The organism is Flavobacterium olei (genome assembly GCF_039749035.1).
GTDB lineage: Bacteria > Bacteroidota > Bacteroidia > Flavobacteriales > Flavobacteriaceae > Flavobacterium > Flavobacterium olei.
In genome coordinates this window covers 165,763-186,655 of sequence record NZ_JBDKWC010000007.1, presented here as the reverse complement: position 1 = coordinate 186,655, position 20,893 = coordinate 165,763, and the positions used below count along the sequence as shown (strand labels likewise).

Sequence of the window (20,893 nt, the reverse complement as noted above, 5' to 3'; positions counted from 1 at the left end):
GAGAATATATAATAATCCGAAATAGTTTTTTTACTATTTCGGATTTTAATTTTTGGGTAATTTTTAAAAAATAAATGACGCGATTAGGTACCGAACCTTCGATATGGAAAATATGGAATTTAATCGTGCATTTCTGTTAATAACTTGCATGCTTTAAGTCGTATTTTAATGGGTATATCGCTTGCATTTTTATATATTTGCGTGTTAGACAATAATTACATTTATTACAATAAATTATATGAGCGAAGAAATCAAGAAGAACAATTATTCAGCAGATAGTATTCAGGCATTAGAAGGGATGGAGCACGTAAGAATGCGTCCGTCAATGTATATTGGTGATGTAGGGGTTCGAGGACTACACCATTTGGTTTACGAGGTTGTTGATAACTCTATTGATGAGGCGATGGGAGGACATTGCGACACGATTAGTGTAGCAATAAACGAAGACGGTTCGGTAACAGTTGAGGATAATGGCCGTGGTATTCCAGTCGATTTACACAAGAAAGAAGGAGTTTCTGCACTTGAGGTTGTAATGACAAAGATTGGTGCGGGAGGTAAATTCGATAAAGATTCATATAAAGTATCCGGAGGTCTTCACGGAGTTGGGGTTTCTGTAGTAAATGCACTTTCTATACACATGAAATCTACTGTGTTTAGAGAAGGTAAAATTTATGAGCAGGAATATGAAAGAGGGAAATCATTATATCCGGTAAAACAAATCGGAGAAACCGATAAAAGAGGTACCCGTCAGACATTCTATCCGGATGATACTATTTTTACTCAGACCACAGAATTTTCATACGACACCCTTTCGGCTCGTATGCGTGAACTTTCTTTCCTGAATAAAGGAATTACAATCACGTTTACAGATAAGAGAGAAGTTGATGAAAAAGGAGAATTCAGAAGTGAAGTTTTTCATTCTACTGAAGGGTTAAAAGAATATATCCGTTACTTAGACGGTAACCGTGAGCCAATTGTTTCTCACGTTATCAGTATGGATCACGATAAAGGTGAAATTCCGGTTGAAGTAGCGTTGATTTATAATACCAGTTATACCGAAAATATTTTTTCTTACGTAAATAATATCAACACTCACGAAGGTGGAACGCATTTACAAGGTTTTAGAAGTGGTTTAACAAGAACACTTAAAAAATATGCAGATGCTTCCGGAATGCTGGATAAATTGAAATTTGAGATTGCCGGAGATGATTTCCGTGAAGGATTGACCGCTATTATTTCGGTAAAAGTTTCAGAACCACAATTCGAAGGGCAAACGAAAACCAAACTTGGAAACAGAGAGGTAGTTTCTCCGGTTTCTCAGGCAGTTGGAGAGATGCTTGAAAATTATTTGGAAGAAAATCCAAATGATGCAAAAATCATTATTCAAAAAGTAATTTTAGCGGCTCAGGCACGTCACGCAGCGAAAAAAGCGCGTGAAATGGTACAGCGTAAAACGGTTATGGGGGGCGGCGGATTGCCAGGAAAACTTTCAGATTGTTCTGAGCAGGATCCGGCAAGATGTGAGGTTTACCTGGTCGAGGGAGATTCGGCTGGTGGAACAGCCAAACAAGGTCGTGATCGTAACTTTCAGGCTATTTTACCATTACGTGGTAAGATTTTGAATGTTGAAAAAGCAATGCATCATAAAGTATTCGAAAACGAAGAGATCAGAAATATTTTTACTGCTTTGGGTGTAACGGTAGGAACAGCTGAAGACAGTAAAGCGTTAAATCTGGAAAAACTAAGATATCATAAGGTAATCATTATGTGTGATGCGGATGTCGATGGTAGTCACATTTCTACCTTAATATTAACGTTCTTCTTCCGTTTTATGAAAGAGCTTATTGAAGAAGGTCACGTTTACATTGCAGCTCCGCCATTATACCTGGTTAAAAAAGGAAATAAGAAAGAATATGCATGGAATGATGTTCAGCGCGATCAGGCTAACGAAAGAATGGGTGGAAGTGCCGGTATTCAGCGTTATAAAGGTCTTGGAGAGATGAATGCAGAACAATTGTGGGAAACGACAATGGACCCGAATTTCAGAACTTTACGTCAGGTAACTATTGACAGCCTTGCAGAAGCAGACCGGGTTTTCTCTATGCTAATGGGTGACGAAGTACCGCCTCGTAGAGAATTTATCGAGAAAAATGCAGTTTATGCAAATATTGACGCATAAAATAAAAAATTAATAATTCCAATTCGTTTAATTGTTTAAATTTACTAGACAATTAAACGAATTGTCTTTTTAAGGAAACAGACAAATAAAATAATAACCGATAAAGTATAAAATATGAAAGTTACCATTGTAGGAGCAGGAAATGTTGGAGCTACCTGTGCAGATGTTATTTCTTATAGAGGGATTGCAAGCGAAGTAGTATTGTTGGATATTAAAGAAGGTTTTGCCGAAGGTAAAGCATTGGATATTACGCAATGTGCCACCAACACAGGTTTTAACACGAAAGTTTCGGGCGTTACCAATGATTATTCTAAAACTGCGGGAAGTGATGTGGTTGTAATTACATCAGGAATTCCAAGAAAGCCAGGAATGACAAGAGAAGAATTAATTGGTATAAATGCCGGAATTGTAAAAACAGTTGCAGAAAATGTTCTGAAATATTCTCCTGATACTATAATTGTAGTAGTTTCAAATCCGATGGACACAATGACTTATTTAGCTCTAAAAGCGACAGGTCTTCCAAAAAACAGAATTATTGGTATGGGTGGAGCGTTAGACAGTTCTCGTTTCAGAACCTACCTTTCTTTAGCTTTAGACAAACCGGCAAATGATATTTCGGCAATGGTAATTGGCGGACATGGTGATACCACAATGATTCCGTTAACACGTCTGGCTTCCTATAATGGAATTCCGGTTACAGAATTTTTGTCTGAAGATGTATTGCAGAAAGTTGCTACTGATACTATGGTAGGTGGCGCAACACTTACAGGTTTATTAGGAACTTCTGCCTGGTATGCACCTGGAGCTTCTGTTGCATATTTGGTAGACAGTATTTTAAACGATCAGAAGAAAATGATTGCCTGTTCTGTATTTGTAGAAGGGGAGTATGGACAAAATGACATCTGCATTGGAGTACCTTGTATAATAGGTAAGAACGGAGTTGAGGAAATCTTAGATATAAATTTAAACGATCAGGAAAAGGCTTTATTTACTAAAAGCGCAGATGCTGTTCGCAGCATGAATGATGCTTTGAAGTCGATTTTAATATAATAAAAAGCGAAAAAAAAGAAAAAGGCTGCACTTTTGCAGTCTTTTTTTTGAGATTAATTAATAAATTAATTGGTTAATATTTTCGTTAATTATATATTTGCTCGGTTTAAAAAAAAATTGGTAATTCGTGATCTCATATTTTTGTTTTAAAATATCATATCAGGGCTTATTTTATGGGACTTTAAAACAAAAACAAAACAAAACATAATTAATTTTTAGTAATAATGCAGAATAAAGGACTTATTAAATTTTTCGCAATTCTATTTGCATTGGTAAGTATTTACCAACTATCATTCACTTTTGTGGCAAATAGCGTCAAAAGTGAAGCTAAAGCTTTTGCAGGAGACAATCCTGATAAAGAGCTGAAATATTTAGATTCTATTGGTAAAGAAAAAGTATTAAATCTTGGTTTTACTGATTTCACTTACAACGAAGTGAAAAACAAACAACTTAATAAAGGTCTTGACTTAGAAGGAGGAATCAATGTTATTCTTCAGATTTCTATTAAAGATGTATTAAAAGGTTTGGCTAACAATTCTAAAAACCCGGTTTTTAATAAATCATTAGCTGATGCATCTGCAAATTTAGAAGGAAACAAAACATATTTAAATAAGTTTTTTGAAGCTTTTGAAGCAAATTCAAAAGGAACTACAAAATTAGCATCTCCGGATATCTTCGCAAACAGAAGTCTTCAGGGAGAAGGTGGTGTAGATTTTCAAATGTCTGATGCGCAAGTTCAGAAAGTTATCAAAAGAAAAGTTGATGAGTCTGTAGAAAGTGCTTTTAAAGTATTAAGAGAGCGTATTGACAAATTTGGTGTTACACAGCCAAATATCCAAAAATTAGGAGAAACAGGAAGAATCTTAGTAGAACTTCCAGGTGCTAAGGATGTTGACAGGATTAAAAAATTATTAGGTGGAAAAGCTCAATTAGAGTTTTGGGAAACTTATAAAATCGAAGAGATTGGAAATTTCTTAGTATCTGCAAACGAAGCTTTGAAGAAAACTGAAGTTAAGAAAACTGAAACTAAAGCAGTTGCTAAAGATTCATTAAATGCATTATTAACAGATGCAAAAGATTCTCTTGATACTAAAAAAGGAAACAATCCTTTATTCGACAAAATGATCGTTCAGGGTGGCGGACCAGTTTTAGGGTATTTCGCTCCTAAAGATACTGCTGCAGTAAATGATTACTTAAAAAGACCGGAAATTAGAGTTTTACTAGCTGCTGATCAGCACTATGCAAAATTTGTATGGAGTAAACCAACAACTATTAAAGATCCAAAAGCAAAAGATGTAAAAACAGCAGCAGATCTTGAAGCTGTAGAATTATATGCATTAAAAGGAAACAGAGACAATAACCCTGCAATGAGTGGTGGTGTTGTTACTGATGCAAAAGATACTTTTGACCAAATGGGTAAACCTGCAGTTTCTATGCAGATGAACAGTCAGGGTGCTAAAGTTTGGGAAGAATTAACAGGAAGAGCATTTTCTCAAAAAAGCTACATTGCAATTGTTTTAGATGATATCGTTTATTCTGCTCCGGGTGTAACAAGTGGTCCTATTGCCGGAGGAAGATCAGAAATTACAGGTTCATTTGATGTTGCAGAAACTAAAGATTTAGCAAACGTTTTAAATGCAGGTAAATTACCGGCTTCTGCAGATATTATCCAGTCAACTGTTGTTGGTCCTTCTTTAGGACAGGCAGCTATTGATGCAGGTACAATATCTTCTGTATTAGGTTTCTTATTAGTTTGCGTTTGGATGGTATTCTATTATGGTAAAGCAGGTTGGTATGCTAACCTTGCATTATTATTAAACTTACTGTTCTTATTCGGAATTATGGCAAGTTTTGGTTTTGTATTAACATTGCCTGGTATTGCAGGTATCGTATTAACATTAGGTACTGCGGTAGATGCGAATATTATTATCTACGAAAGAGCAAAAGAGGAATTGCGTGAAGGAAAATCCCTTTCTGAAGCTGTTGCAGCTTCTTACGGATGGCATGGTGCAATGCGTTCTATTATTGATGCTAACGTTACTCACGTTTTAACCGGAGCTATCTTGTTCATTTTTGGAACAGGTCCTATTAAAGGTTTCGCATTAACGTTGTTAATTGGTATTGTAACGTCATTGTTTACATCAATCTTTATCGCCAGAATTTTTATTGACAGAAATATTGCCGGAAAAGGTGATTTAACTTTCTCTACAAACATTACTAAAAACTGGTTTACAAACTTCCACTTTGACTTTATTAAAATCAAAAAATTCACTTATATCTTCTCTTCTATTGTAGTTGTAGTGAGTTTAATTTCTATCTTCTTCGTAAACGGTTTAGATGAGGGTGTTGATTTTGTGGGAGGAAGAACTTTCCAGGTAAAATTTGAAAAGCCAGTAGATGCAACAACTGTTTCAGACGAATTGTCTACAGCATTTGGTACACCTGTGGAAGCAAAAATTTTAGGTGATGACGATCAGTTGAAAATCACAACTAAATATAAAATTAAAGAAGACGGTGTAGCTATCGACGAAGAAGTGAACCAAAAGTTATACAAATCTTTACAGAAGTACTTCCCAAATACAACGTACGACAAATTTACCAATTCATATAATGGTAAAACTGTAGGTGTATTGCAGGCTTCTAAAGTGGGAGCTTCTATTTCTGAGGATATTAAAACGAACTCTTACTGGGCAGTTCTTGGTGCTATGGCGGTTATCTTTATATACTTAATGATTTCTTTCCGTAAATGGCAATATTCATTAGGAGCTATCGCTGCAGTAGCGCACGACGTTATCTTTGTATTAGGAATTTATTCTTTATGCTATAAATTTATGCCTTTCCATATGGAAATGGACCAGCACTTTATCGCTGCAATCCTTACAGTAATTGGTTATTCTATGAACGATACTGTAATTGTATTTGACAGGGTAAGAGAATTTATCATCGGAAACCGTAAAGGTAGCTTCGAAGATATCGTAAATGCTTCTATTAATACAACATTATCAAGAACCTTGAATACTTCATTAATGATGATTATCGTATTATTAACGATGTTTATCTTTGGTGGAGAATCAATCAGAGGATTTATCTTTGCGATGTTAATTGGTATTATTGTAGGTACTTATTCTTCATTATTTATCGCTACTCCGGTATTAGTAGATACAATTTCAAGTGATGAAAAACATACAATTGAAGACAAACACAACAAAGCTTAATTTTTAAGTTCTTAAATAAAAGAAAGATCCGGTGAAAGCTGGATCTTTTTTTTATGTTTGTATTTCTAAAAACCAGAAATGTTTAAAAGACTACTCTTTCTTAGTTTTCTCTTTTCTTTAGTACTACAGCTTAATGCGCAGAAGAAGAGCGATAATTACAAAATCGGATTTGCTTACGGATTTGGAAGTGAATTCAATAATCGTAACTATACGTTTGAAAATCATTTCTACAAGCTTATGTTGTACTACAAAATAAAAGCAACCACCAACCTGCAATATGAAATTTTGATCCAGCCGGAGATTAATTTTGCTAAACATCAATTGCTGAACTTGTATTTTGTAAAACCGGAAACTCCGGATTTTGAACAGAAAAGAACAGAATATTTAAAACTGAAAGATGTTCGCGAATATGTTTTAAATATTGGTTTTTTGATTAGGAAACCAATTGGGAAAAACTACTCCTGTTATATTTTAGGAAGCATTGGACCTATGATTAACGATACCGAAACGGAACGCATGTCTGAAGGTTTCGCTTTTGCCGATGTTTTAGCAGTCGGTTTTACTGTAAATATAAATCGTGTTCAAGTGGAGATCCGACCTGGTATAAGGCATGTTTCTAATGCTGGTTTAGGAAGTAGTAATGCGGGTTATAATACAAAAAATATTGAATTTGGTATTTCGTATCAACTATAAAAAAAATGCCCAATATTTTCAAATATTGGGCATTTTTATTTTGATTGAAAGTCTTTTTAAGCTTCTGCTAAAGGATTTCTCTGCGCTCTGATGATGAAGAAAAGTCCAATTATAATAAAAGGAATACTTAACCATTGTCCGGTTGAAAATAAACCTAATTCTTCTTCGATTCCTCCCTGGCTTTCTTTTACAAATTCGACTATAAAGCGTACTACAAATAATAAAACTAAAAATAAACCAAATAACAATCCTGATTTGCGTCTTGCATCTGTTTTCCAGTAAAGGAAAAATAAAATAGCAAATACAAAAATATAAGAGAATGCTTCATACAATTGTGTTGGATGTTTGGCAGGAACCTGAGCCAGTACATCTGCAAATCTTGGATCCGATACAATAGCATTGTAAGCTTCTTTTGGATCTGCAATTCCTGTTTTTTGTACAGCCTCACTTTTGCTGAATTTATCGTGTAGAAAACGAATTCCGAAAGCTGAATTGGTTTCGTGACCGATAATCTCAGAGTTAAAGAAGTTCCCTAAACGAACGAATATAGCCCCGCTTGCAACCGGAATAACAACGCGGTCTAAAATCCATAACAAAGAGCGTTTTAAAATCTTTTTACTGTAATAATACATGGCAATTATAATGGCAATTGCAGCGCCGTGACTTGCTAATCCCTGAAAACCTGTAAACTGAAATTCAGGTTCAAATCTAAATGGCAGGAAAATTTCCAGTAAATGATTTCTGAAGTATTCCCAATCGTAAAAGAAAACATGTCCTAAACGTGCACCTATTAATGTTGCAAGAACCGTCCATACAAATAAAGAATCGAGTTTTTCAATTGATTCGTTTTCTCTTTGGAAAATCTTTTTCATCAGGAACCATCCTAAACCAAAAGCGATTACAAACATTAAGCTGTAATAGCGAATCATAAAAAATCCTAAATCAATTCCTTCTGAAGGATTCCAAACAATATTTAACGCGTGTGTCATGTATAATTTTTTTATAGCTTTAAAAATAAATATTTAATGTAAAACTCTGCTTTTCAAAAGTTAATGTTTATGATTGCATTTCTTTTCCGGTACGGGATCATAACCGGTTCTTCCCCACGGATGACAGCTTAAGATGCGCTTTATGCCCAAAAATCCTCCATAAAATAATCCGTGCATTTGCAGTGCCTGAATCATATAGGTAGAACAAGTAGGTTCGAATCTGCAGGAAGCCGGAGTAAACGGCGAAATCGCAGTCTGATAAAAGCGTACCAGCAAAACAAACGGATATATTAAAATTTTGGAGAGCATCTTTTCAATTGTTCTTTATTAGTTGTATTTAAAGGAAATTGTTACACCCCAAAAATAAAATGTTTTTTATTGAATACTAAACGATGTTCCTTCTTTTCCGTCCTTTAATTGTATTCCTAATGCAATTAACTGATCGCGAATCTGATCTGAAAGTGCAAAGTTTTTATCTGCTCTGGCCTGATTTCTCATTCCGATAAGCATATGTACAACACCTTCCAGTTTGTCATTATCGCCGTCTGCAGATTTCTCATCAACAAGCCCTAAGACATCAAATACAAATGCATTTACAGCAGTTGCGAAATCGGTTAAATCATCCGCTGAAATAGTTTCCTTGCCATCTTTTAATAAGTTGACATAACGAACAGCTTCAAACAATTGAGCGATTAAAATGGGCGTATTAAAATCATCATTCATTGCGTCATAAGACAGTTGTTTCCATGCTGCAAAGTCTATCGAGCTTGAAGTTCCGGCAACAATATTTGGTAAAGCATCAACTGCTTCCATTAATCTTTTGTATCCTTTTTCTGCAGCCACAATCGCATCATCAGAAAAATCTAAAACACTTCTGTAATGTGCCTGTAGCATGAAAAAACGAGTAACCGAAGCAGAAAATGGTTTACTTAAGATCGTATTGTCTCCACTAAGAATTTCGCCGGGAAGAATATTATTCCCAGTTGACTTCGCCATTTTCTTCCCGTTTAAAGTCAGCATATTGGCATGCATCCAGTAATTTACCGGAGACTGTCCCGTGCAGGCTTCATTTTGGGCAATTTCGCATTCGTGGTGAGGGAATTTTAAATCCATTCCACCTCCGTGAATGTCAAAATGATTTCCAAGATATTTTGTACTCATAGCAGTACATTCAAGATGCCATCCCGGAAAACCATCACTCCACGGCGAAGGCCATCTCATGATATGCTCTGGTTCTGCTTTTTTCCAAAGCGCAAAATCCTGTGGATTTCTTTTATCAGATTGTCCGTCAAGATCACGCGTATTGGCCAGCATATCGTCGATATTTCTACCGCTTAAAATGCCGTAATTGTTGGTTTCGTTATATTTTACGACATCAAAATATACTGATCCGTTGGCAACATAACCAATTCCTTTATCGATAATTTTTTTAATGATTTCGATTTGTTCAATAATATGTCCGGTTGCTGTTGGCTCAATACTTGGTGGTAAAAAGTTAAATGCTTTTAGAATATTATGAAAATCTACCGTATAGCGCTGTACCACTTCCATTGGTTCCAGTTGCTCTAAACGGGCTTTTTTTGCAATTTTATCTTCACCTTCGTCCACATCATCAACAATATGTCCAACGTCGGTGATGTTTCGTACGTAACGAACTTTATAATCCAAATGAAGAAGATACCTGAAAATTACATCAAAAGACATAAAAGTTCTGACGTTTCCTAAATGAACATTACTATATACTGTAGGTCCGCAAACATACATTCCAACATTTCCCTCATGGATTGGTTTGAAATTCTCCTTTTCACCGGAAAGTGAATTGTATATTTTTAGATGTTGATTTTGATATAGTGGCATGTCTGTTGTTTGTTGTTTATTGTTTGTTGATATGCGTTGTGTGTAAAGTTATTTAAATTTTAGTCCCTTTATTTCACACTTGTTTAAATAGTTCATCATAGAACCGATTTTATTTTTAACTAACTCAACCGTTTCATTTAGTTTTAAATGTTGTTCTTCGCTAATCAATTTTTTATCGAATGCTCTGTATGATTGTGATTTTACTTCTCCAGCGGAACCCTTCGCAATGCTTAAAAAGTTGATAAATTCCCGATTACCATTTCTTTCGAAACCTTCTGCAATATTATCCATTACAGAGCCTGAACTTCTATCAATTTGATTTGTTAAAGAGTAATTACTTTTTAGATTTGTATTTTGAATAAGATATTCAACTTGTTGACACACAATTCGAGCCAGTCTCCAAATTTCCAAATCTTCAAATTTTTCAATTTTTGCCATCAGAACAATAAACAATTAACCAAAAACAATAAACTTTTTTAAAACTGAGTTTCTAATTTAATATAGTCAAGAAATTCTCTTTTAGTTTGCGGATCTTTGAATTTTCCACCGAATTCAGACGTTACAGTACTGCTCTCGATATCTTTAATTCCGCGGGAATTTACGCAAAGGTGTTTTGCGTCAATTACACAGGCAACATCTTCAGTTCCTAAAGCTTTTTGCAGCTCCTGAACGATTTGCATGGTAAGACGTTCCTGAACCTGAGGTCTTTTTGCATAATATTCTACAATACGGTTCATTTTTGAAAGACCAATTACTCTTCCGCTGGAAATGTAAGCAACGTGAGCGCGTCCGATAATAGGTAATAAATGGTGTTCACAAGTAGAATAAACCGTAATGTTTTTCTCTACAAGCATTTCTCCATATTTGTAATTATTATCGAATGTAGAAGCTTTTGGCTGTTTTGCCGGATTAAGACCGCCAAAGATTTCTTTGACAAACATTTTAGCAACCCTGTTTGGAGTTCCTTTAATGCTGTCATCTGTCAAATCCATTCCAAGAGTTTGTAGAATGTTTTCGACATCTTTTTTAATTTTTTCTATTTTTTCATCATCAGATAAGTCAAAAGCATCATCTCTAAGAGGGTTTTTTGCGCTGGTGCTGATATGGTTGTCGCCTATTTCGTCTAAAAATTCTTCGTTGTTTATCATTAAAAACTACTATTAGTATATGTATTCCTTTTTAAGGCGGTAAAGATAATTAATAAATGGGAAACCTTTTCTATGGTTTTTAGGATTTAATTAATCGTTTTTGATTATAATTCAATTTAAATTTTAAATAGCAGGATATAAAACACAAAAGACAATAACGAAAGAGTTATTGTCTTTTGTAAAATATTATATAAAAACCTGATTATCTGTTGTTGTAAACCAGAAGAGCATCTTTTAAAATATTCACAGCAGTGATAAGATCTTTTTTATTCAGCACATAGGCAATACGAACCTGATTAAGTCCCATTCCCGGAGTTGAGTAAAAACCTTTTGCAGGTGCGATCATTACGGTTTCGCCATTTAAATTATAACTCTCTAAAAGCCATTGTGCAAAATCATCTGAGTCTTGTATAGGAAGTTCTGCAATACAGTAAAAAGCACCTTTTGGCTTGGTAACAATAACTCCGTCAATTTTGTTTAGTTCGGCAATCAGTGTATTACGACGCTCTTTGTATTCTGCAATTACTTCATCAAAATAGCTTTGTGGAGTATCAATAGCCGCTTCACAGGCAATTTGTTCTATAGTTGGCGGACTCAGACGTGCCTGCGCAAATTTCATTACAGTGGCCAGTACTTCTTTATTTTTAGTAACTAAACAGCCAATTCTGGCACCGCACATGCTGTAACGTTTAGAAACAGAATCGACCATGATTACATTTTGTTGGACATCGTCCAAATTCATTACAGAAAAATGAACATCGTCACCATCATATAAAAACTCGCGATATACCTCATCGGCAATTAAATATAAATCGTGTTTTTTAATTAATCCCGCTAATTGTCTGATTTCGGCTTCCGAATATAAATAACCAGTCGGATTTCCGGGATTGCAAATCAGAATGGCTTTTGTTTTTGGTGTAATTAATTTTTCAACCTCGTCTATAGAAGGTAAAGCAAATGCCGTTTCAATGGTAGAAACCAGAGGAACAACTGTTGCGCTTGTAGACGATGCAAAAGCATGGTAATTAGCGTAAAAAGGCTCCGGAATAATGATTTCGTCTCCGGGATCTGTAATTGTGGCCAGCGCAAAAAGTAAGGCTTCAGAACCACCAGTTGTAACAATGATGTCTTCTGTATTAACGTTTACATTTTGGCGCTGGTAAAATTCTGCTAATTTTTTTCTATAGCTTTCATATCCGGCAGACGGACTGTATTCTATAAGAGTCAAATCAATATTTTTTACCGCCTCCATGGCCACTTCCGGTGTCTTGATATCCGGTTGACCAATGTTTAAATGATACACCTTGTGTCCTTTTTTCTTTGCTAGATCAGCAAAGGGAGCAAGCTTGCGTATCGGAGATTCAGGCATGTTTCTGCCCTTGTGTGAAATTGTTGGCATGAGTATAAATTATTGAAGTGCAAATTTGCATTTTTTTTTCGAATTTAACGTAAACAATACAGGTACTTCCAAAAATGTAACAATAATAAATATATTTACTAATTTTATAATAAAATATTGTCAATGAAAAAATATATGGTATTATTTTTTGGGTTATTCTTACCTTTTTTGCTATTTGCGCAGAACGATTTTATATTGGAAAACAACGCAGCAAAGGCAATAGTACCATTTAAACTAATTAATAATCTTGTTTTTATTCCGATAAAAGTAAATGGAGTAGAACTTAATTTTTTATTGGATTCCGGTGTAGAAGAAACCATTTTGTTCAGCATGGAAGACAAACAGGAAGTCAGTTTTAATAATGTGGAGAAAATCAAACTCCGCGGATTAGGGAGTGAGGAAGAAATTGAAGGATTAAAGTCAACCAAAAATATTTTAGAAACTCACGGTCTGAAGTCTAACGATCACATGGTTTTTATCATTTTAGATCAGACCTTTAATTTGTCTTCACACATCGGAATTCCCGTTAACGGAATTATCGGACATAAATTCTTTAGAAATAATCTGGTCGAAATTAATTATCAGAAAAAGAGAATCATCGTGCATTCTCAAAAAAGCAATTCATTTCGCGAAAAGCTGGATAAAAAGTTTACAACGGTTCCTATCTCTATCGAACGTTCAAAACCATACATTTTAGCAAAGGCTACTGTAAATAATCAGGATATTGAAGCAAAACTTTTAATCGATATTGGCAATAGTGATGCTTTCTGGGTTTTTGAAAACAATAAAATTAAGCTTCCGGATAAAAATTTTCCTGATTTTTTGGGAAAAGGATTTAGTGGCGATATTGAAGGCCATCGTGCCAAAATTGATAAATTTTCAATTGAAGGATTTGACTTTAAAAAGCCAATCGTTTCTTTTCCGGATTCTGTTTCCATCCGTAATGTTAAAATGGTTCCCGGGCGTATTGGTTCTGTTGGAGGAGAAATCCTGAAAAGGTTTACAGTAGTTTTAGACAATAAAGAAAAAAAACTTTATCTAAGGAAAAATAGTAAATTCTCTGAGCCATTTACCTATAATAAAAGCGGAATCACGATTCAGCATAATGGACTTCAATGGGTGCAGGAAACAGTACATCTTGAAACTGTACAAGTTGCAAATACAATTGATGAGTTGCAGGACAGAAACAAAAATAATAATAACTTTAAATATAAATTTGCGCTAAAACCGGTTTATGAAATAGTGAACGTCAGAAAAAATTCTGCAGCAGAAAAAAGCGGACTGCGTAAAGGAGATATTATTGTAAGTTTAAATAAAATTCAACCCTATAAATACAGTCTTCAGGAAATAAATAATCTTTTAAAGTCTCAGGAAGATCTGTGGATAAATTTGGAAGTAGAAAGAAATAGTGTAGTGCTTAAATTTAGGTTTAAGCTTGAAGATGAACTTTAAGTAAATTATACCACTCTTTAGATTATATAGATCTTCAACTACTTTAAGTTACAGTTGCGACTTTTTTGATTTGTGAAAAAATGTTTGTTAAAATTCAAATTTTCCTTAGATATTTTATTATGTTTAACAAAAATTTAATCTATGGCCAAAAATTACGTTAATTTCTTACATTTTGTATTGTTTGTCATTTGTGTTTCTTTTTTGCCTTCAAAACTTCATGCACAATGCGCCGGCACCGATGCACAAAAAATAATTTGTGATATTGAAAATCCTGCAAATGAAACATTATCCTTATTTGCCTTACTGGGAGGGTCACCGGCGCCGGGAGGAACATGGTCTGATGATAATAATCTGAAAGGTCTTGATCCCGTTACCGGTATTTTAAATCCGCAATTAATTACGAAAGGCGGCGTATACCATTATACCTACACGGCTCCGGCCGTTCCTGGATGTATAGATAATAAATCGGTTGTGACAATTACGATAGGTGCTTATCCCGGTGTTGGTTCTCAGGCAACTGTTTGTAACGATGATGTTCGATTCAATCTTTTTACTGCATTTGATAGTAATGTGATGGGACCGCACGCAAACGGAGTCTGGCGAAATAGTGCAGGTCAGGTGGTAAGATCTTCCATAGATATTGGAGGCATAGATAAAAAAACTACCCTTCAGTATACCTATACAGTTCCGCCAGTATTAGAGTGTTCTGCGGCAGAGGAGTCTGTAACCGTATTTGTTACCGTTCTAAGGGCGCCAAAAGAAGGAACTCCAAATCCGCTGGTTTTATGCGGAACAACAGATTTGGCGGGATATACAGATTTAGATTTATACGATCGTCTTATTGGTGAAGACAGTGGAGGAACATGGAGCGGACCGGGTTTAACATCAAATTCAGATCATAATGTTAACCTTCAGGAATTGTTTGACACGTCGGGTCCGGGAGAGTATGTTTTTACCTATTCTGTTTTAGCGGTTCCTGATAATAATATATGTCGTGATAAAACAGCCGAGTTAAAAATTACACTCGAAAAAAGACTCGATTTTACCGGATCCAAAATTGTAGTGATAAAAGATATTTGCGAGTCGGCTATCACGACAGCAAAATATTCTGCACAAATTACACAAGGTCCGGATAGTATTCCTGATGGACTGTACCAGGTAACGTATACTGTTAACGGACCAGTATCGGGTTCTGAAGTAGTAATCGCAAACTTTATAAACGGACAGCTTAACTTTCCTATTAGCTCAGATTATTTTCAACAAGTTGGAAAGTCAGTCATTACTGTTACAAAAATAGTTTCGACATCAAGCAGAAATTCCTGTGTCAATATTTTTAGTCCATTTTCTACATTATTAACGGTTTACCCATTGCCGCGTCTGGATAATGCCGTGTTAACATCAAGTCCTGTCTGCCAGAAAGAAGCTGCATTAATTCAGATTACTGCGCCTCAGTTGTTGGATGGAGATTATCGAATTACCTATAATATAAATGGGGATAATTTAGCAGTAGCAGAAACCGCGGTTATGACAGCTGTGGGAGGTAAAGCCACTTTTCAGGTTCCGGCAAACTTAAATTCACAAAGCGGATTGTCGGTAATCATAATTTATAGTATCGTTAATATCACAAATCCCGATCCGCAGTGCAGTAATTCAGCAAATTTGGCGGGGAATCTCATCATTTATCCTTTACCGAATGTTTCGGCAGTAAGAATATCGATAAATGATAATTGTTTTGGTCAGCCCTTTACAGCTAATGTTTCAGGTTTAGGAAATCTTACTTCGGCCAAACTTTCATACACCCTTTCAAACAGCAACACTTCGGTATTACAAACTGTTGATTTAGCGGTAGTAAACGGAAATGCCAGTTTTCCAATTCCATCCGGATTACTTCAAAATTCTGGTTTAACTACATTAACGGCGGGCAGTCTTGTAAATAATGTTACGGGTTGTACAAATACATTAAATCTATCAGATGATTTTATGATAAATCCAATTCCGGCAGCTCCCGTTGCAGGAAATCTGGAATTTTGTAAAGTCGATGAAGCAACGATTGTCAATTTACTTCCAAACGGCGCACCATACAAATGGTATAATTCTGCGACAGCAACCACGCCTCTTGCAGAAACCTATGTTCTAAAGACAGAAGATTATTATGTGAGATTTACTTCTGCGGAAGGCTGTACTTCAGAACCAACAAAAATTTCGGTAATGGTTCATAATACTCCGGCACCGGAAATGACTGATACGGCAGATTTCTGCGGATTAGCCAATCCGACAATTAGTGATTTATCCAATAAAACCAATGTTTCATCAACTGTTTCCTGGTATGATGCTGCAAATGGAAATTTGTTACCTTCTAATACTTTACTGGTTCATCATGTTACCTATTACGGATACAATTTAGATGACACTACAAGATGTCTTTCAGAAAATTATACAGAAGTTACAGTGTCATTGCAGGATTGTGATGTAGCTGAATATGATTTTTTTATTCCCGACGGATTTTCTCCAAATGATGATGGTGTAAACGATTCCTTCGTAATAAAAGATATCGAATTTTTGTACCCGGATTATACACTTGAAATTTATAACAGATACGGAAATGGAATGTACAAAGGCGATAAAAATAAACCGGCCTGGGATGGTAAGAACTACGAAAAGAGCGGGATCGCCGGCGGGATTGCACCTAACGGAGTTTATTTTTACGTATTGCATTTCAATAAAGACAATAAGCCGCCAAAACAAGGCCGTCTTTATTTAAATCGATAAATCCCTTTACATTTTAATATAATTTTCAAAATGAAAAAAAATATACTTTTAATAACTTTTCTTCTTTATATAATTCCGGCAATGTCGCAGCAGGATCCAGAATATACACATTATATGTATAATATGAGTGTGGTAAATCCGGCGTATGCAACAGGAGTTCCGGCCATGATGAATTTTGGAGGATTGTACAGAACACAATGGGTTGGTGCAGTTGGTGCTCCAAAAACATTTACCTTTTTCGGACATACCGCAATAAATGATCAAATAGAAACCGGAATTTCTCTTGTTTCTGATGATATTGGAGATGGGGCAAAAAAAGAAACCAACTTCTATGCAGATTTCGCGTATGTCTTAAAATTAGGAGGAAAGAACAAGCTTTCTCTCGGAATTAAAGGAGGTTTTTCGACAATACAAACCAATTTTAACGGTTTCCGTTTTACAGATCCACAAACTGATGCTGCTTTCGCAGAAAATGTAAATGTTACAAGACCAAATGTTGGAGTTGGAGCCTATTATTTTCGGGATAACTTATATGTCGGAATTTCGGCGCCAAATTTATTGAGTTCCAAACATATCGAAGAAAAATCAGGAGTAAATACTTTTGGCTCAGAGAAGATTCATACCTTTTTGACGGCTGGTTATGTTTTTCAGGTCAATGACAGATTAAAATTAAAACCTGCTTTTATGTCAAAATTTGTTCCCGGCGCGCCGATAACGTTAGATGTAACGGCAAACGTTTTATATAATGAAAAATTCGAATTAGGAGTTGCTTACAGAATAGAAGATGCCGTCAGTTTTTTGGCAAATATTAATGTAACACCAACGCTTCGTGTAGGTTATGCCTACGATTATACATTAAACAATCTGGGGCAGTTTAATTCGGGAACACACGAAATTATGCTGTTGTTCGATTTGGACTTATTAGGAAAAGGATTTGATAAATCGCCAAGATTCTTTTAAAATGAAAAATATGAAAAAACTACTCGTTATTGTATTCGTATTTTCAATACAGTTTATAAACGCACAAGATCAGGAAACAGCAAGAGCCAAACGTTTTTTTGATAAAACATATTACAGCGAAGCTATTATTTTATATCAAAAATTAGCAGACGAAAAACCTACGCAGGAAGTAATAAAAAATCTGGCAGATGCTTATTTTTATACCAATGATTTAGTAAAAGCACAAAGATATTATCGCCTTTTGATTTCCAGTTACAGCAATAATTTAGACCGGGAATATTATTTCAGATACGCTCAGACATTAAAAGCGACAAATAGTAATGATGAAGCCAATGCGAATTTAAAAGAATATTACGCTAAATCTTCCAACTCAGAAGATATTGCAAATTTCGAAAGAGACGTTAAAACTCTGGAAAATGTGACCGCAATTGGTAAACGTTTTGAGATAAAAAACTTAGCGGTAAATACCCCTAATTCTGAATTTGGTGCCGTTAAATACAAAGATAATCTGGTATTTGCCGGAGTAAAGCTTAAGCCGGGTCTATTTGATAAAAAATACAAATGGGACAACGAAACTTATTTGAATCTGGTTACGCTTCCGCTGAAAAACAGCAATTCAGCAGATTCGGTTGTTCAGTATTTTGCGAAGGAATTAAAAACCGGAATGCACGAATCGAATGCTGTCTTTACAAAAGACGGCAAAACGATGTACTTCACCAGAAATAATTCGAAAAACGGAAAGAAGAAAAGAGATGAAAAGAAAATTTCTAATCTTCAGATTTTTAAAGCAGAATTAGTAGAAGGAAAATGGAGTAATGTTATATCACTTCCGTTCAATAGTCCAAATTATTCGGTAGAACATCCTGCTTTAAGCGCAGATGAAAAAGTGCTTTATTTTGCTTCGGACATGCCGGGATCATTGGGCTCTTTTGATATTTATTCGGTAAATATTAATAAAGGGGCATTTGATATTCCGAAAAATTTAGGTTCGCAAATTAATACCAGTAAAAGAGAGCAATTTCCTTTTGCTTCTGCAGATAATAAACTTTATTTTTCTTCTGACGGGCATTTGGGTTACGGATCCCTGGATGTTTTTGTCTCGGAAATTAATGGGAATGAATATTCAAAACCGGTAAATGTCGGACTTCCGTTAAACTCCAATTTAGATGATTTTTCTTTTAATATTGATTCTGATACCAAAGAAGGCTTTTTTGCGTCGAACAGAGAAGGAGGAAAGGGAAGCGATGATATCTATCAGTTTAAAGAAATAAAAGATTTGATTGTAGAAGATTGTAAACAATTTATTGCCGGAGTTATTTCAGACATTGATACCAAACTGCCTTTGGAAAATGCTACAGTTTTGTTACAGGATTCAGACAATAAAACCTTACATACTAGCACAACTTCCGCCGACGGAAAATTTAGTTTTACTGTTCCTTGTGAAGCTTCCTATAAAGTTAGTGCTTTCAAGGAAAATTATACCAATGCATCAAAAACACTGACTCTGGACAAAACAAGAGACAAAGTAAATGATGCTTCTTTAGCGTTGAAATCTCTGGAAGTTATCAGACAGGAAGAAAAACAGATTGCCGAAAATAAGCGAAAACAGGAAATAATCCTGGAAGAAGAAAACAGGAAAAAAGAAGCTTTGGCAGCAATAGAATTAAAACAGAAAGAGAAAAAAGCTAAAGAAGAAGCAATTGTTGCCGCTGAGATTAAAAAGAACGAAAAAGTAAAAGAAATTTTAGCAAAGGAAAAAGATGTTGTAAAAGACAAAGACAGGTTGATCATTAAAACAGATCCGATTTATTTTGATTACAATATGTGGTACATCCGAAAAGAATCGAAAGTTGTTTTAGGAAGAGTAGTAGAACTGCTGAAGAAATATCCTGAAATGAAAATCGAAATTGGCTCGCATACCGATACAAGAGGAAATGCAAAATTTAATGAAGATCTTTCCCAGAAAAGAGCCAACTCAACCCGTGAATTTATTATACAATCTGGCGTAGATGCTAAACGTGTTACAGCAAAAGGATATGGGGAATCGGTTCCTATTCTAAAATGTAAAACCGACGAATCCTGTTCTGAAGAGGAACACGAATTGAACAGAAGATCTGAATTTGTGATTAAAAATTTATAGAGATAGTAAGAAAGAAAATCTTTTTTCTTTAACTTTATAATATCAACAAAATAGAAAATATTATGAGAAATCTAACCTTGTCCTGCCTGCTTTTATCCTTTGTTGGATTGCAGAGCTGTAAAAATGAAGAGAAACAAAAAGAAGCGCTTGCAGCCAAAGTTGAAGCTGAAAAAGTAGTAAGCACTACATGTTACAAAGCCATTTACGAAAAGGATACTGTAGATTTGAAACTGAATACTTTAAAAAACGGAACTGTAGCCGGAGATATGATTATGAAAGTGGCCCCGACAACAGTTAGAACCGGCGAAGTAAAGGGAGAATTTCATGGAGATACCTTATTTGTAGATTATACTTTTAGTGACGAGAAGAATAAGAATACAAAATTCAAAAATCCGATGGCACTTTTAAAACGCAATAACCAACTGATTTTAGGAAATGGTGAAATGCAGACTACAATGGGTGTAACTTATTTGGTAAAAGACAAACCAATTGATTTTGAAACTGTAAAATATAAATTTGACAAAACCGAATGTAAGTAATTAGTTTTAGTAGTAAGAACTTTATTGTTAAGAACAGAAACTAATAACTAAGGACTAAAAACAAAAGCCGTTTCTAATTAAAGAAACGGCTTTTTTATAATTTAAATTTGATAATTCTTATTGCACTTCACCTTTAATTTTTAAGGCTACTCTTCCGTCAGGATAATTTACTGCATTGGTTTCGACAGTAATAGTTTTACGAATAGGTCCTGCGGCCATGTTGTATTTAACATCGATTTTTCCTTTTTTGCCCGGCTGAATCGCCGCCGAAGGTTTTGTTACAATGATCGAACTTACGGTAGATTCTGCACCTGTAATCAATAAAGGAGCATCTCCAGTGTTTGTAAATTCGAAAGAACGCAGTCCGTTGTCGCTTTTAGAAATTTTTCCATAATCAATTGTATTGTCCGGGGCTGCAAATTCAATTTTTGGGCCATTTTGTGCATAACCTATTGCACTAAACAATAAGACTGCAATAAAAGAGGCTGCATTTTTCATATGAA

Annotated in this window: 16 protein-coding genes; 9 read left to right on the top strand and 7 right to left on the bottom strand. The window is 35.1% G+C overall.

All coding sequences use genetic code 11. The features are described from left to right. The first annotated feature begins 238 nt into the window (after nucleotides 1-238). From gyrB to ABEB31_RS18710, 4 genes are all read left to right on the top strand, one after another. Nucleotides 239-2,179: a DNA topoisomerase (ATP-hydrolyzing) subunit B gene (gene gyrB, locus ABEB31_RS18725; RefSeq protein ID WP_347053185.1), complete on the top strand. Its 1,941-nt coding sequence runs from the start codon at nucleotides 239-241 to the stop codon at nucleotides 2,177-2,179. A 114-nt stretch (nucleotides 2,180-2,293) separates the two neighbouring features. Further along, entirely contained in the window at nucleotides 2,294-3,229 is a 936-nt protein-coding gene (gene mdh, locus ABEB31_RS18720; RefSeq protein ID WP_347053184.1) for a malate dehydrogenase, read from the top strand. A 224-nt stretch (nucleotides 3,230-3,453) separates the two neighbouring features. Beyond that, nucleotides 3,454-6,444, top strand: a complete 2,991-nt coding sequence (secDF, locus tag ABEB31_RS18715) for a protein translocase subunit SecDF (protein WP_347053183.1) — start codon at nucleotides 3,454-3,456, stop codon at nucleotides 6,442-6,444. Nucleotides 6,445-6,522: 78 nt separating this feature from the next. Further along, nucleotides 6,523-7,137: an acyloxyacyl hydrolase gene (locus tag ABEB31_RS18710; protein WP_347053182.1), complete on the top strand. Its 615-nt coding sequence runs from the start codon at nucleotides 6,523-6,525 to the stop codon at nucleotides 7,135-7,137. Nucleotides 7,138-7,193: 56 nt separating this feature from the next. Here the strand turns inward: ABEB31_RS18710 and lgt are convergent, their stop codons facing one another. The 6 genes from lgt to ABEB31_RS18680 form a co-directional block, all read right to left on the bottom strand. Continuing rightward, a complete protein-coding gene (gene lgt / locus ABEB31_RS18705) occupies nucleotides 7,194-8,126 on the bottom strand; it encodes a prolipoprotein diacylglyceryl transferase (RefSeq protein ID WP_347053181.1) in 933 nt (310 codons plus the stop codon). 60 nt (nucleotides 8,127-8,186) lie between these two features. Then, complete coding sequence (gene yidD / locus ABEB31_RS18700; protein WP_347053180.1) at nucleotides 8,187-8,435, bottom strand: membrane protein insertion efficiency factor YidD; 249 nt, start codon at nucleotides 8,433-8,435, stop codon at nucleotides 8,187-8,189. Between the two features lie 66 nt (nucleotides 8,436-8,501). Continuing rightward, complete coding sequence (cysS, locus tag ABEB31_RS18695; protein WP_347053179.1) at nucleotides 8,502-9,983, bottom strand: cysteine--tRNA ligase; 1,482 nt, start codon at nucleotides 9,981-9,983, stop codon at nucleotides 8,502-8,504. A gap of 48 nt (nucleotides 9,984-10,031) precedes the next feature. Beyond that, complete coding sequence (locus ABEB31_RS18690; protein ID WP_347053178.1) at nucleotides 10,032-10,421, bottom strand: four helix bundle protein; 390 nt, start codon at nucleotides 10,419-10,421, stop codon at nucleotides 10,032-10,034. Nucleotides 10,422-10,459: 38 nt separating this feature from the next. Continuing rightward, nucleotides 10,460-11,131 (bottom strand): GTP cyclohydrolase I FolE, encoded by a 672-nt coding sequence (folE, locus tag ABEB31_RS18685; protein ID WP_347053177.1) that lies wholly within the window; start codon nucleotides 11,129-11,131, stop codon nucleotides 10,460-10,462. Between the two features lie 202 nt (nucleotides 11,132-11,333). Continuing rightward, nucleotides 11,334-12,530 (bottom strand): pyridoxal phosphate-dependent aminotransferase, encoded by a 1,197-nt coding sequence (locus ABEB31_RS18680; RefSeq protein WP_347053176.1) that lies wholly within the window; start codon nucleotides 12,528-12,530, stop codon nucleotides 11,334-11,336. A 123-nt stretch (nucleotides 12,531-12,653) separates the two neighbouring features. On the opposite strand from ABEB31_RS18680, the gene ABEB31_RS18675 reads away from it, so the two are divergent. The 5 genes from ABEB31_RS18675 to ABEB31_RS18655 all read left to right on the top strand — a co-directional run bounded on the left by ABEB31_RS18675 (nucleotide 12,654) and on the right by ABEB31_RS18655 (nucleotide 20,390). Next, the gene (locus ABEB31_RS18675) at nucleotides 12,654-13,982 is read left to right on the top strand and encodes a PDZ domain-containing protein (protein WP_347053175.1); all 1,329 of its coding nucleotides are present in this window, start codon (nucleotides 12,654-12,656) and stop codon (nucleotides 13,980-13,982) included. A 141-nt stretch (nucleotides 13,983-14,123) separates the two neighbouring features. Beyond that, the gene (locus ABEB31_RS18670; protein WP_347053174.1) at nucleotides 14,124-16,751 is read left to right on the top strand and encodes a T9SS type B sorting domain-containing protein; all 2,628 of its coding nucleotides are present in this window, start codon (nucleotides 14,124-14,126) and stop codon (nucleotides 16,749-16,751) included. A 30-nt stretch (nucleotides 16,752-16,781) separates the two neighbouring features. Then, complete coding sequence (locus ABEB31_RS18665; protein ID WP_347053173.1) at nucleotides 16,782-17,711, top strand: PorP/SprF family type IX secretion system membrane protein; 930 nt, start codon at nucleotides 16,782-16,784, stop codon at nucleotides 17,709-17,711. Between the two features lie 10 nt (nucleotides 17,712-17,721). Next, entirely contained in the window at nucleotides 17,722-19,851 is a 2,130-nt protein-coding gene (locus ABEB31_RS18660; RefSeq protein WP_347053172.1) for an OmpA family protein, read from the top strand. 62 nt (nucleotides 19,852-19,913) lie between these two features. After that, nucleotides 19,914-20,390, top strand: a complete 477-nt coding sequence (locus tag ABEB31_RS18655) for a hypothetical protein (protein WP_347053171.1) — start codon at nucleotides 19,914-19,916, stop codon at nucleotides 20,388-20,390. 117 nt (nucleotides 20,391-20,507) lie between these two features. Here ABEB31_RS18655 and ABEB31_RS18650 read toward each other — a convergent pair whose 3' ends face one another. Then, nucleotides 20,508-20,888 (bottom strand): DUF1573 domain-containing protein, encoded by a 381-nt coding sequence (locus ABEB31_RS18650; protein WP_347053170.1) that lies wholly within the window; start codon nucleotides 20,886-20,888, stop codon nucleotides 20,508-20,510. Between the last annotated feature and the right edge of the window lie 5 nt (nucleotides 20,889-20,893).